Below are 12,682 nucleotides of genomic sequence, written 5' to 3' on the forward strand. Positions count from 1 at the left end.
GCGTGTTCCTCTCTTTCAGTGGGTCGTCCGGGTGGACGACAGGGCCAGGTGTGCTTCGGATTGACGGGTGTTCTTCAACTGCGCGATCCACTGCGGATCGAAGCTGCTGAGGTCGGTGCCCATGGGCAGGTAGCGTTCCGGGAATTCCCAGACCACCACCTGCGGCGGGGTGTTCTTGAAGGCGTCGCTCTGCAGGAACTTGAGCATCGGCTGGATGGGGCCATGGCCGTCTTCGGCGTAGTTGGCCACGTCGCTGTGCAGCGCCTGCTGCAGCGCGCCGAGGAAGTTCCAGTGCGGGTTGGCGCTGTAGCTGGTGCCCACCAGCGCGACCGGAATGGACGCGTCGGCGAACAGCGCGTCGTCGCCTTCGCCCTGGGTTTGGGCGGGGCGCGTGGTGCGCTGCTGCAGGGTGTCGGGGTGTGGCAGCAGGTCGCTGAACAGCGGGTCGAGCGGCAGGAAGTTGGTCAGGTCGCCCTTGTACGGCGCGCTCTTGCCCGCCTCGGTGATGTAGGCCTGGGGCTCGGCCTTGAGCAGTTGCTGGCGCTTGACCGCTTCGCCCAGGCTCTGCGCGACCACTTCGGCGCCCATCGGCGTCCAGTGCGTGTCGGTGCGCAGGAACACCTGGCCGCGCGCCTTGGCCTGCTGCAGCGGCGCCAGCAGGTCGGGGGCGAACACGTTGGCCTGGCGCGCCTGGGCGTGGAACTGGTTGAACAGCTCGCCGTGCAGGCTGGCCGGCTGTTCCTTGCCCAAGTACTCGGCGTACACCCGCGCTTTGGCCGGCACGATCGCCAGCACCAGCTCGATGTTGCGCTGCTGCAGGGTATCGCGCACGCCACGGATCAGCGCCAGGTTGTCCTGCATCTGCTGGCCGGCGCTGGCGTCGGGCTTGAACTCCTCGTCGCTGAACAGCCACTGGTCACGGCCCAGCACCACGCCGGGACGGCCTTCGTTGAACAGCGTGAAGTCCAGCGCCGCCCACAGGTTGGTGCCCACGCGCTTGATCGGGAACTGTTCGTCGTAGTGGGTCTCGGCGGCCTTGGCCAACTTGCCGTCGAGCAGGGTCATCTGTTGCGTGCGGGTAAAGCCGTCCAGGCCGCCCAGCGACCAGGCGCCCAACCCGACCAGCAGGCCCAGGAACGACAACGAATAAGTGATGCGAAGTGTCCGGTTCATGTCATCCCCTCAGAACTGGAAGTACAGGAACGGCGAGTAGCTCTGCGCCGAAAGCTTGAGGATCGAGGCAACGAACAGCAGCAGCACCAGGGCGCGGGTCATCACCCGGGTCCAGTCCAGGCTCAGGGTGCCGTCGCCGTGGACCTGCGCCGGCACGCGCGCCGCAATCGGCGGGGTGGCGTTGCGATAGAAGTCGCGCAGGCCGAAGAACGCCAGGCTCAGGTAGGCGACCACCAGGGTGGCCACTTGCAAGCCGGTGAGCTGGGCGCGGTTGAGTTCCGACAGTTGCCACTGGCCGAAGCTGAACATGGCGCCGTACATGCGACCGGCCACTTCCAGGTTCTCGGCGCGGAAGATCACCCAGCCGACCACCACCAGCAGGAAGGTGAAGGCCCACTTGATCGGATTGAAGCGCTGCGGGTTGGTGTCGATGCCCAGCGCCCGTTCGATGGCCAGCCACAGGCCATGCCAGGCGCCCCAGATGATGTAGGTGAAGTTGGCGCCGTGCCACAGACCGCCCAGCAGCATGGTCAGGAACAGGTTGCGGTAGGTGGCCAGGGTGCCTTTGCGGTTGCCGCCCAGGGTGATGTACAGGTAGTCGCGCAGCCAGGTCGACAGGCTGATGTGCCAGCGCCGCCAGAACTCGGTGATCGACTGGCTGATGTAGGGTTGCTTGAAGTTCTCCATGAAGCGGAAGCCCATCATCAGACCCAGGCCGATGGCCATGTCGCTGTAGCCGGAGAAGTCGAAGTACAACTGCGCGGTGTAGGCCAGCGCGCCGAGCCAGGCATCGCCCGTGGTCGGGTTCTGCAGGGCGAAGCAGTGGTCGGCGACCACCGCCAGGGTGTCGGCGATGAACACTTTCTTGATGAAGCCCTGCATGAAGCGGGTGCAGCCTTCGGAGAACTTGTCCAGGGTGTGGGTGCGGTGGTTGAACTGCTCCACCAGGTCCTTGAAGCGCAGCACGGGACCGGCGATCAGGTGCGGGAAGATCGCCACGAACGCGGCGAAGTCGATCAGGTTGCGCGTGGCCGGGGTGTCGCCGCGGTACACGTCGATGATGTAGCTGATCGACTCGAAGATGTAGAACGAGATGCCGATTGGCAGCAGCACATGGGTGAGGATGAAAGGTTCCAGGCCGAACGAGGCGATGATCGCGTTGAGGCTGTCGACGCCGAAGTTGGCGTACTTGAAGTAGCCGAGAATCGCCAGGTCCACGCCCACGCCCAGCAGCAACCAGCGCTGGGCAGGTTTGCTGCGCACGCCGGCGGCGCCGACTTTCAGGCCGATCCAGTAGTTCCACAGGGTCACGCCGGCGAACAGCGCGAGGAAGTCCACTCGCCACCAGGCGTAGAAGATGTAGCTGGCGACCAGCAGCAGCAGGTTGCGATAACGGTTGCCGCTCAAGTAGTACAAGCCGAGGAAAACCGGCAGGAACAGGAACAGGAACACGTTGGACGAAAAGACCATCCCGGTTCTCCTTTTTATTCACAGCAGCCAGGGCACAGCGCCCCCCAAACCCCCCACGAAAACGCGGCGGATCACCTTGGTCCCTGTGGAGCGGGCTTATCCCGCGATTGCGTCAGTCGATTCGCCGGTGTTGTCCAGTCGGACGCAATCGCGGGACAAGCCCGCTCCCACAGGGGTCATTTCATTTCTTGCGTTCTGCGTTCGGGTCGTACACCCGGGTCATGTCGCCGCCCATGCGGAAGCTGTTGAACGGCTGCATGCCGTGCTTGCGCTGCTGGGTGTCGCCGACGCACTGGTACAGCGCGCACCAGGGTTCGAGCCAGGCGTACTTGCTGTCGACCTTGAGGTCCTTGAGGTCCTGCTTGACCCCGGCGCGCTCGGCGAAGTGCACCGGGTCGCGAGCGCCGGCCAGCACGCCTTCGCCCAGACGCTGCAGGGCGAAATTGTTCTCGCTGCGCAGGTCGACGTCGTTGGCCTTGGCGAAGCTGGCGATCATCGCCAGCGGCGGCAGGGCGTAGTTGTGGTAGGCCAGGGCGCGCTGGCGGCGCTTGATCTCGTTGGGCAGGAAGCCTTGGTCGTCGATCTGGTTGATGCCGACCTTGTATTGCTTGACCGCCCAGTCGAACAGGTCGCGGCGGTCGGTGGCCACGGCAGTGGCCATCACCGACCAGGCCGCCCAGTAGCTGTGGTTGTTGATCTTCTCCAGCGGCAGGTCGCTCCAGTCGCGCACCGTCTGCTCGGCCAGCTTGGCGAACCAGCGCTCGATGCGCTGGGCCTCGGCGCGGTGCGCAGCCAGGGGCTGGGCGCTGGAGAATTTCAGGCGCAGCCAGGAGCCGCTCATGCTGCCCAGCGCCCATTTGCGCATGGACTTGCCGGTGTGGTTGAAGTCGGTGGACTCCAGCGCATCGGCCTCGGCCCAGCGGTCGAGCCAGCCGAGCACGCAGTCGAGCTGCGCCGGGCGTCCGTCGCGCATGTACTGACCGACCATCTTGCTGACGCCCTTCTCCAACGTGGTGATGTCGGCGGTGGACTGGTGGAAGGCTCGCTCGGAGGCCAGGTTCAGGGTGGCCCGGGCCTTGTCCGAGCCTTCGTACTTGCTGCGAAATTGCAGCGCGCCGGTGTAGGGCTTGGGCGCCGGTTCGCAGCGGAAGTTGCCGTCGCTGACCTTGAGCTTCTCGATGCCCTCGTAGTAGCCCTGGGGCGGGACCAGGGCCGCGTGGGCGACGCCGCCGAACAGGGCCAGGGTCAGTAATGCAGGACGCAGGGTGCGCGTGAATGCCGTCATGTTCGCCTCACTGGCCGGCTTGCGCGGTGTGGCGCGCGCTGCCGGCGAAGTTGTTGCGTTTGCAGAGTTTGGCCTCGACCTTCTGGGTGCCGCTTTCCGGTCCCTGGACTTCCAGGGCCAGCAGGTTCTGGCTGGCCCAGTCCTCGTCTTCGCGCATCTGGAAGACGAAGCGCCCGTCGGTGTCGGAGGTCTCCGGTTTCTCCAGCTTGATGTCCTCGTGGCGACCGTTGAGGTACCAGAGGGTGGCTTGCAGCACCTTGACCGACGGATCCTCGAAGCGGATGTCGAGCTGGTGGTTGCGGTTGACCAGGTCCTTGATCACGCCATTGCGACCGTTGACCAGCAATTCGTTCTTGCCGGGCTTGAGCGTGGCGCTGGCGCTCATCTGCGCGGGGCGGTCGTCGCAGCCGTCGTCGAGCAGGGCAAGGATCTGCCGCCAGATGGTTTCCTGGTCCAGGCGATAGAGCGGGGAGAATTCCCAGATCAGGATCTTCGGTGGGTTCTTGTGGAACTCCTCGCTGCCCAGGTACTGGATCATCGAGCCTTCCAGGCCGCCGCCGGGGAAGGCGACGTTGAGCACGTCGGCGCCGATGGCCTGTTCGAGGAAGCCTGCGAAGTTGTAGTTCTTGCCGCTGTGGCTGGTGCCGACCAGGGTGATCTGGGCGTTGCCCGAGTCGCCGAACAGGTCGTCGCCGCCGCTTTCGCCCTTCGGCTCGGTGGTGAACTGGTCCATGTACTGCACCGCGTAACTGGTGCCGCACAACTGCCCGGCAACGTTGTGCAGGGTGCCGGTCTTGCCCATGCGCCCGGATTTCTGGGTCTCGAATTCCTTGCGCGGGATGCCCTCGAACGCCGGCATCTGGTGCACCGTGTCGGCCACGATGCGCGCCGCGCGCTGGGCGCCGTAGGGCGTCCAGTGCTGGTCGCCGCGGAAGTAGAAGTCCTTGCCCTGGTCGGCGGCGGCCAACTGCTCGTTGGTCAGGGGCGACAGGTCAGGCACGTTGTAGCCCATCTTCGCGAAGCGCTGCAGCATGGCCTGGTAGTTGTGCAGGGCCTTCTGGTAGTCGAAGGCGGCCTTGTCTTCGGGCTTGAGCATGTTGCGGTTCACCAGGCCACGGGTGGGCTGGTACACCATCACCAGTTCGATGCCGCGCTTCTTGAACGCATCGTGCACCTGCTGCAGGCGCTTGTAGCCGCCGGGGGTGGTGTCGAACTCGGTGCGCAGGTCTTCGCGGGTACGGAACAGCCAGTCGCCCTGGGCCTGCACCAGCGTGGTGAAGTTCTGCTGGTAGCGGGTCACGTAGCGGCTGGCGTCATGCGCCTCGGGGCACAGTTGGCAGCAGGGCTCGGCGCTGAAGCTCGGCGCCTGCACCTGCTCGGCGCGCACGCCCTGGCTGATGGCCAGGAGGGCGGCGGACAGGCCGAGCAGTTTGATCAAGTGTGGGGTCATGGTCTGGGCTTCCTTAATCGATCAGTTCGCTCTGGCGCTCGACCGGGTCGATCAGCACGGCCTTCTGCTGGCGCACCAGCAGGTCGAGGATTTCGTCCTGGCGCTCGCCGAGCACGCCGTTGAGGCTGATGCCGCTGGACTTGCGCGGGGCGAGCATGGCCACCTTGTACAGCTCCACCGACAGGGGCGAGTCGATCGACAGCGGGCCGGAGCCGTTGGCGGTGAGTTCTCCGCCGACCACGATCAGCGAGACCTTGGCGTCGAAGGGGTCCAGGGCGATGTCGCGGTCGGTGTCGGTGAGGTCCTTGATGTGGCCGTAGACCCCGACCAGGCCGTTGGCCATGGCGATGTTCTCGTACAGGCGGATATTCACGCTGTTGCGCACGCGGATGCCGTGGCGGCGGTTGTTGATCACCTGGTTACCCCAGATCAGGTTGTCGCCGCTCTCGTAGAGGGTGATGCCGTCGGTGTGGTTGCGGTAGATCTCGTTGTAGGCCACCAGGTTGTTGATGCTGTTGCGGTCGATCACCACGCCCGAGAGCTTGTTGTCGAAGCTCTTGTTGTTGATGATCCAGCTGTCGTTGACCTCACGCGAGACGATGATGCCGTGCTTCTTCTGGGTGCCATGCACGGTGTTGCCAGCGATGATCAGGCCGTGCGAGCGGTCGTGCGGGTCGATGCCGTAGACGATGTTGTCGCGGTAGGTCGAGTCCTTGATCACGAAGCCCTGGGTCTCGTAGCAGTAGAAGCCGTACCACATGTCGCTGAATTCGGAGCCGATGATCCAGCCGGTCGGTTCGGGGCGGCCCATCTGCTTGGCCATGTTCGGCGTGTACTGGGAAATGCTCACCCCGTAGGACTTGGACTTGGCGTAGCCGAAGCTGGCCATCTTGCTGTTGACGATGTAGGTCTCGGTGCCGCCCCAACTGAGCAGGAACGGGCGGAATTCCTTGGGCGAGCGGAACGTGGCCGGGCCGTTGTCCTTTTCCCGCCAGCCGGTGACCTGGGTGTCGCGCACGAACAGCTTGCCGTCGTTGATCAGGAACGCGCCGCCCTCCTGGGACAGGCGCAGTTCCTTGACCTTGCCGTCGATCTCCAGCACGCCGTGGCGTCCGACCACGATCGGCAGGCGCGCCAGGTACACGCCCGGCGCGGTTTCGCGCAGGTACTGGGCGGGCACTTTGCGGCTCAGTTCGGTCAGGTCCACATGCCCGTCGTCGACGAAAATCGCCTGGGGAATGCCGTGTTGGCGCTGGACCCACTCGGCGGCCTTGTTGTCGCCGCCGATGAACTCCTTGAGCGCATCTTCCTGGAGCATGCGGCGCACGCTGACCTTGCCCTTGTGGCGACGGTCGATCTTGCGCTGCACGGCCTCGGCGGTGTAGCCGGAGAGGTCGGGCAGCGTCGGTGGGTCCATCTGCAACGGTTCGCTGGGCGCGGCGGCCACGGTGTAGGTCTTGGCCTGTTGCAGCCCCTTGGCGGTGAGCGCAGGTTCCGCGGCGGCCACACCGCAGGCCAGCAGCAGGGCGCTGGCCAGCAGGCTGTGGCGAAGGTTCGGGTGCAGGTTCATAAAAGTCCTTGGCCGGCCTTAGAAGCGCCAGATCACGTCGACGAAAGCGCGGTGCATGTACGAGTCCGCTTCCTTGCCGTAGGCATCGCCGGGCTTGAACACGCCGGCGCGCAGGCGTACCAGCGCCGAAGGCTCGTCGATCGACTGGCTCAGCGAGGCGGGCAGCAGGCCCTGCTTGAAGTACTTGGTCACCACCACGTCCATTTCCTGGCCCAGGTCTTTCTCGCCATTGACCAGCGGACGGTTGATGCCGTCGTCGTTGACCACCGCGTTGATACCGCTGGAGCCGATGTTCTGCTCACCGTCCACGCGCCAGAACTTGTGGTAGATGAAGCTGGCGTCGTAGTCCTCGCGCAGTTGCCAGGAAGCGAACAGGGTGGCTGCCTGCAGGTTGCCCAGCTCGCCACGGAAGGCTTCGCCGAAGCGGTGCACGCGCGAGCGGGTGCCGGTGAAGTTGGAGCGGTTGCTTTCAAGGCCGGTCTGCTCGAAGTTGTTCGAGCCGTCGCTGCCGCCGCCGCTGCCGCGGGCATAGGCCGCGCCGACCTGCCAGTTGGGGTCCAGGCGCAGGCGGATGCCCAGGTCGGTGGCCCAGGCGTTGACGTCGCCGCTGCGGGTGCCGGTGGCGACCTGCTCGTCGCCCACCAGTTGGCTGCTCAGGGTGTCGCGGTTGCCGGTCAGCCAGGTCAGGCTGCCCCAGTAGTTGACGGTATGGTCGTTGCGCCAGTTGTAGGCATCGCTGTTGGCTTCAAGGCCCAGCCAGGTGAGATCGCCGGTGCGGGTCTTGTCCAGGGCATCGACGCGCTCCCCAGGGTTGTTCAGGCTGCCGCTGTCGTGGGTGTGATGGGCGCGCAGGCCGACCCAGTGCCCGGGCGTCCACTGGGTGGCGACATTGCCGTAGACATGGGTGCGGTGCTTGTCTTCGGGGGCCAGTTCGGTGAGGTCGGTGCGGTATTCGCTGAAGCGCTGCGCCACGCCCAGGTCGGCCTTGAGCAGGGTGGTGTCGAAGCTCCAGTTCAGCGCCTCGATGTTGGTGTCGCGCCACATGCCGTCGTCGCTGCGCAGACGCTGGCGACCAAAGCGCAGTTGCTCGCCGGGGTAGGGCGTGAAGCCGCTGTAGCCGACCCAGAACTCGCGCAGGGCCAGGTAGCTCTTGTCCGGCTTGCGGCTGTCGTCGCCGGTGTCCACCGCGGTGCCGTCGTCGTTCTGGCGCAGGGTGTCGGTCTCGATGGTGTCGGTGGCCGTCACGGCCTGGCCCATGGCATAGGCGCTCCAGTTACCGCGTTCGCCATAGACCCAGGGGCGCAGGTCCAGGCCCAGGCCGTTGACGTCGCCGCCGGGACGGGTGCCCAGGTCGCGGTCGTCTTCGGACTGACCGGTGACTTTGACCTCCAGGCCGAAGTTCTTGGCGGCGGTCTCGGCGGCCAGGGTCGGCAGCGACCACAACAGGGCGAAGCTCAGGCCGATGCCGGCTTTCACGAAGGGGTTGAGCGTCATAGCGAATCCTCGGCGTCTGCGTCGTTCTGGTCGTTGCCGTCCTGCAGGGCGTCCAGGGCCAGGCTGCTGGTGCTGGCCTGGAGCATCCCGGCCCGCGCGGTCTTTTCCTGCTCCAGCAGGCGCTGGGCCTGACTGCGCTGCTCGGCGTCGAGCTGCGGTTCGAGCTGTTGCAGCAGCTCGCTGGACTGCTCAGTGGGGTTGAGCTGGGCGAGCTGGGCGAACACCCAGGCGTTGCCCGGATTGGGACGGATGCCGTGGCCTTCGCTGTACAACTGGGCCAGGGCATAGTCGGCGCTGAGCTGACCGCCACGGGCGGCGCTGAGCAGGTGATCGACCGCCTTCTGCGGTTCCACCTGACCCAGGTAGCCACGGCGGTAGAGCTGGCCGAGGTAGTAATGGGCGCTGATCTCGCCGGCATCGGCCGCGGCCTGCAGGTGCTGCTCGGCCTTGTGTGCATCGGCCGGCACCTGCTTGCCTTCGTAGTACAGACGGCCCAGCAGCAGGTCGGCGCGCGGCTGTTCGGCGTCGCGACCTTTGTCGAGGTAGGCCAGCAATTGCTCGGTGTCGCCCAGTTCGGGGAAGTCGTAGAGCAGTTGCGCCAGGCTCACCCAGGACGCGGGGTTGTTCGGGGCGACCGATTCGAGCAGGGCCTGGGCGGTCTTCTCGTCGGTCTGGCCGAGGCTGCGGTCGGCCAGCACCCGGGCGACGCTGTCGACCCGGGTGGCCGGCACCGTGCCACGGGCGTGGGCCGACTTGAGCTGGTCGAGCAGGGCGGCCTGGCGGTCGCCCTGGCCACGCTTCTGGTAGACGGTGGCCAGTTCCACGTAGCAGACATCGGCGGCGCTGAGCGCGGCCTGGCAGATCTGCTCGACGTCGTCCAGGTGCTGGTCGTAGCTGCCCTGGGTACGGTACAGCAGCACCTGGGCCAGGCCCGCCTCGGGGTTGCCGTCGGCGCGCCACTGGTCGATCTGGCGTTGGGCGTTGATGTCCGGGAAACTCTGCGGGTATTGCAGGTAGAGCATGGCCAGCGGAATCAGGGTATTGCCCTCGCCTTGCTGGGCGGCGAGCTTGAGCAGGGTTTCGGCTTCTTCGCGCTCGGCCTGGGTGCTGCCGGGCTTGGCCACCAGCAGGCGGCCCAGACGCGCCTGAGCCCGCGGCGAGGTGGCGGCGGCCGCGCGGTAGGTGGCTTCGGCCTGTTCGAGCTGCGCCGGATCGCGGCTGCCGACCTGGATGTCGGCCAGACCCACCTGGGCATCGCTGTAGCCCAGGTCGGCCAGGGCCTTGTAGTTGGCCTGGGCGGTGGCGATGTCGCCGCGTTTCAGCGCTTCGTTGGCCAGGCGCTGGTCGGGCAGGCCGGCGCAGCCGGCCAGGGCGATGGCGGCGGCCAGAGCGCACCAGGTCAGTGGGCGGGCGCTGCGCGCCCAGCCGCAGGACGAGCCCGCGCCCACAGCGGTCGTCTCCAGCGCCGTACCGGTGGGACCCAGCATCGCCCCCACAGAAGAAACACCGTTCAAAGGCTTCATCCCCGGTCCCCTTACAGCCCGCGCGCCACGGCGCGGTCGATCAGCCAGTCCATCGACGGGCCACGGTCGCTGTTCACCGAGGCCGGACGCCCGGCCAGCTCTGCGGGCAACGCGCCGTCAGGCTCGATCTGCACGCGGATGTCCGAGGCCAGGTTGTCGGTGTCCAGGCTGCTGCTGCCGACGATCACGCCGGTGCGCACTTGGTCTTCGCCAGCCACCTGGAAGTTGACCCGGGTACCGGGCTTGACCTCGTCGAACTGGCGATAGCTGAAGCGTGCTTCGACCGTTGGGTGGGTGGTGCGCGGGATCAACTGGTACACCGGCTGGCCTTTGCTGGCGTACTGGCCGTCGTCCACCAGTTGCCGCGCGACCACGCAGTCACAGGGGCTGGTGAGGGTGCCGGAGAGCTGCTTGCCGAACAGCTCCTCGACCTTGGCCGGCTCCAGTTGCGAGTCGTCCAGGTGGCCCTTGAGCAGGTCCAGCATGCTGGTGTTGAAGGTGGCCAGCGGCGCGCCCTTGCCGATCTGCGCGCCGGTCTGCACCAGGCCCTGCAGGCTGCCGTCGCGGGGCATGGTGATGGTGGTGGTGGGCACGGCGACCACTCCGGCTTCGGCGTGGCTGACGAAGTACAGGCCGTACAGCGACTTGGCGACGAAGCCGAAGGCGGCGATGCCGACCACGAACACGCCGAGGGTGACGCTGACCGCACGCAGGCGGGCGAAGGGCGACAGGCCGGAACCGGCGTCCTTTTGCTTGCGCGCCTTGGTGAAGTTGTCGCGCTGCAGGGTACTGAGCACGTCGCCGACGCTGATCAGCTCACCGGACAGGTGGCTGGTGATGATGTGGCGCAGGGTGGCGATGTCGCGCGGTTCCAGGTTCTGGAACTCGGCGCCGATGCGCCCGCTGCTCGTGTCGCTGGAGCGCACCAGCAGTTCGACGTCCATCGCCAGGCCGAGGTTGTCGACCACGAACTGCAGGCGGCCGCGCAGCAGTTCGCCGACCGGCAGAGCGCGCTTGGCATGGAACGACAGGCCGCCGGCGGACAGGTCGTCGACCTTGACCTCCTGTTGCTGGCGCTCGCCGTCGAGGTAGCGCAGCTTGGCGGGAATACGCACGCGAGCGTGCTGGCGCTGGGCCTCGGACTCATGCACGACGTTGACGTTGACAGCGTTATTCATGGCGATTTGTTCCTTTGCATCGATCCGGGTTGGGCTCACACGACCATGAACAGCACAGCGACGAAGATGCTGGCCGCCGAGAAGGTCATGGTCCGCGAGGACCAGGTGTTGAACCATTGTTGAAAGCTGGCGAGGTCACGCTTGAGGGCCGTCGGCTGACGGGTCCAGGACTGCTTGTCGAGGCGGAAGAACACGTAGATCTTCATCAGCGCGCCGACGATCTGGTTGTAATAGAGGATCAGCGGGTAGGCCGGGCCGACGCTGTGGCCCGAGCACAGCAGCATGACGGTGAGGATCAGGCGGGTGATGCCGATCCACAGCAGGTACACCAGCAGGAACTGCAGGCCGAACTTGAAGCTGGCGATCAGCGCCACGGTCAGGCCCAGCAGGCTGGTCCACATCGACACGCGCTGGTCGAACAGCACGATGCTGGTGAACAGCCCCAGGCGCCGCAGGCCCAGGCCCAGGGCGCGGGAGTTCTGCCGCAGGTTGTTGCCATACCAGCGGTACATCAGCTTGCGGCTGGCCTTGAGGAAGCTCTTTTCCGGTGGGTGTTCGACCGTGTTGATCGCCGCATCCGGCACGTAGAAGGTGTCGTAGCCCAGGCGCATCAGGCTGAACCAGCTGGACTTGTCGTCGCCGGTGAGGAACTTGAAGCGGCCCAGGCGCCAGTGCATCAACGAGTCGCTCTCGACGTCGGCGATGAACTCGGGGTTGGTGACCACGCTGGCGCGGAACATCGACATGCGCCCGGTCATGGTCAGCACGCGCTTGCTCAAGGCCATCGAGCACATGTTGATGTGGCGCTGGGCGAAGCGCAGCTTGTGCCACTCGCTCATGATGTAGCCGCCGCGCACTTCGCAGAATTCGTTGGTGGTCAGGCCACCGACGTTGGGGTAGAGCTTGAACCACGGCACGGTCTTGCGCACCACGCCTTCGGCCAGCACGGTATCGCCGTCGATCACCGCCACCACGGCGTTCTCGTCCGGCAGCGAGCGGGAGATGGCGCGAAAACCATAGGCCAGCCCGTCACGTTTGCCGGTGCCGGCGATGCGCACGAAGTCCAGCGCCACGTGCTCGGGCGGGTTGTACTTGGCCCACAGGCTCTTGACCAGCAACTCGTCGGACTTCTCCACCAGCGAGCAGACCACGGTGGTGGGGTAGCCGCAGTCGATCGCTTCGCGGATCACCGAGCTGTACACCTGGGCGGTGGTCAGCGCATCGATACGAAAGCTGGTGACCATCAGGTAGACGTGCGACGGATCGGCGGCCTTGCCCAGCTTCTGCACCTTGCGCCGCAGGTAGGGGTAGACCAGGTAGAGGAAGATCATGCCGCGGATGAAATGGGTGGCGCCCATGGAGTAGCGCCAGATGCCGACAGCGCCGACCAGGAAGATGAAGTGCTTCGATTGCGAGTCGAAGATATCGCTGGGCAGGGCCAGGGCGATCAGCATGAGCAGGCTCATGAAGAGCAGCCATCCGGCGCACTGCAGCAGCACTGTCTGGAGCCTTTGCATGTTCAGCATCCGTCGCGAGAAA

General features: G+C 65.9%; 9 protein-coding genes. All 9 read right to left on the reverse strand.

The window, feature by feature from the left end:
- Nucleotides 1-15: 15 nt before the first annotated feature.
- The 9 genes from ACK2SD_RS05375 to alg8 all read right to left on the reverse strand — a co-directional run bounded on the left by ACK2SD_RS05375 (nt 16) and on the right by alg8 (nt 12,660).
- Nucleotides 16-1,173 carry an alginate O-acetyltransferase gene (locus tag ACK2SD_RS05375; protein WP_304484598.1) on the reverse strand — a complete coding sequence of 386 codons (1,158 nt, stop codon included), beginning with the start codon at nt 1,171-1,173 and terminating at the stop codon, nt 16-18.
- 9 nt (nt 1,174-1,182) lie between these two features.
- On the reverse strand, nt 1,183-2,643 hold the full coding sequence (locus ACK2SD_RS05380) for an MBOAT family O-acyltransferase (protein ID WP_116889038.1): 1,461 nt from the start codon (nt 2,641-2,643) through the stop codon (nt 1,183-1,185).
- A 181-nt stretch (nt 2,644-2,824) separates the two neighbouring features.
- The gene (locus ACK2SD_RS05385; protein ID WP_412461561.1) at nt 2,825-3,928 is read right to left on the reverse strand and encodes a mannuronate-specific alginate lyase; all 1,104 of its coding nucleotides are present in this window, start codon (nt 3,926-3,928) and stop codon (nt 2,825-2,827) included.
- A 7-nt stretch (nt 3,929-3,935) separates the two neighbouring features.
- Nucleotides 3,936-5,378: an alginate O-acetyltransferase gene (locus ACK2SD_RS05390; RefSeq protein ID WP_116889036.1), complete on the reverse strand. Its 1,443-nt coding sequence runs from the start codon at nt 5,376-5,378 to the stop codon at nt 3,936-3,938.
- Nucleotides 5,379-5,391: 13 nt separating this feature from the next.
- On the reverse strand, nt 5,392-6,948 hold the full coding sequence (gene algG, locus ACK2SD_RS05395; protein ID WP_412461562.1) for a mannuronan 5-epimerase AlgG: 1,557 nt from the start codon (nt 6,946-6,948) through the stop codon (nt 5,392-5,394).
- An 18-nt stretch (nt 6,949-6,966) separates the two neighbouring features.
- Nucleotides 6,967-8,442 carry an alginate export family protein gene (locus tag ACK2SD_RS05400; RefSeq protein WP_412461563.1) on the reverse strand — a complete coding sequence of 492 codons (1,476 nt, stop codon included), beginning with the start codon at nt 8,440-8,442 and terminating at the stop codon, nt 6,967-6,969.
- Nucleotides 8,439-9,965: an alginate biosynthesis TPR repeat lipoprotein AlgK gene (gene algK / locus ACK2SD_RS05405; RefSeq protein ID WP_412461564.1), complete on the reverse strand. Its 1,527-nt coding sequence runs from the start codon at nt 9,963-9,965 to the stop codon at nt 8,439-8,441. The genes ACK2SD_RS05400 and algK overlap by 4 nt, the downstream gene beginning before the upstream one ends.
- A gap of 11 nt (nt 9,966-9,976) precedes the next feature.
- A complete protein-coding gene (locus tag ACK2SD_RS05410) occupies nt 9,977-11,143 on the reverse strand; it encodes a PilZ domain-containing protein (RefSeq protein ID WP_412461565.1) in 1,167 nt (388 codons plus the stop codon).
- A gap of 35 nt (nt 11,144-11,178) precedes the next feature.
- Nucleotides 11,179-12,660: a mannuronan synthase gene (alg8, locus tag ACK2SD_RS05415; protein ID WP_317871674.1), complete on the reverse strand. Its 1,482-nt coding sequence runs from the start codon at nt 12,658-12,660 to the stop codon at nt 11,179-11,181.
- Nucleotides 12,661-12,682: the final 22 nt, after the last annotated feature.

The organism is Pseudomonas sp. SC11, from assembly GCF_047039205.1.
Classification (GTDB): domain Bacteria; phylum Pseudomonadota; class Gammaproteobacteria; order Pseudomonadales; family Pseudomonadaceae; genus Aquipseudomonas; species Aquipseudomonas boreofloridensis.

Coding starts and splice junctions, on each gene's coding strand:
- ACK2SD_RS05375 (WP_304484598.1), bottom strand. CDS start 1,173: ATGAACCGGACACTTCGCATCACTTATTCGTTGTCGTTCCTGGGCCTG.
- ACK2SD_RS05380 (WP_116889038.1), bottom strand. CDS start 2,643: ATGGTCTTTTCGTCCAACGTGTTCCTGTTCCTGTTCCTGCCGGTTTTC.
- ACK2SD_RS05385 (WP_412461561.1), bottom strand. CDS start 3,928: ATGACGGCATTCACGCGCACCCTGCGTCCTGCATTACTGACCCTGGCC.
- ACK2SD_RS05390 (WP_116889036.1), bottom strand. CDS start 5,378: ATGACCCCACACTTGATCAAACTGCTCGGCCTGTCCGCCGCCCTCCTG.
- algG (WP_412461562.1), bottom strand. CDS start 6,948: ATGAACCTGCACCCGAACCTTCGCCACAGCCTGCTGGCCAGCGCCCTG.
- ACK2SD_RS05400 (WP_412461563.1), bottom strand. CDS start 8,442: ATGACGCTCAACCCCTTCGTGAAAGCCGGCATCGGCCTGAGCTTCGCC.
- algK (WP_412461564.1), bottom strand. CDS start 9,965: ATGAAGCCTTTGAACGGTGTTTCTTCTGTGGGGGCGATGCTGGGTCCC.
- ACK2SD_RS05410 (WP_412461565.1), bottom strand. CDS start 11,143: ATGAATAACGCTGTCAACGTCAACGTCGTGCATGAGTCCGAGGCCCAG.
- alg8 (WP_317871674.1), bottom strand. CDS start 12,660: ATGCAAAGGCTCCAGACAGTGCTGCTGCAGTGCGCCGGATGGCTGCTC.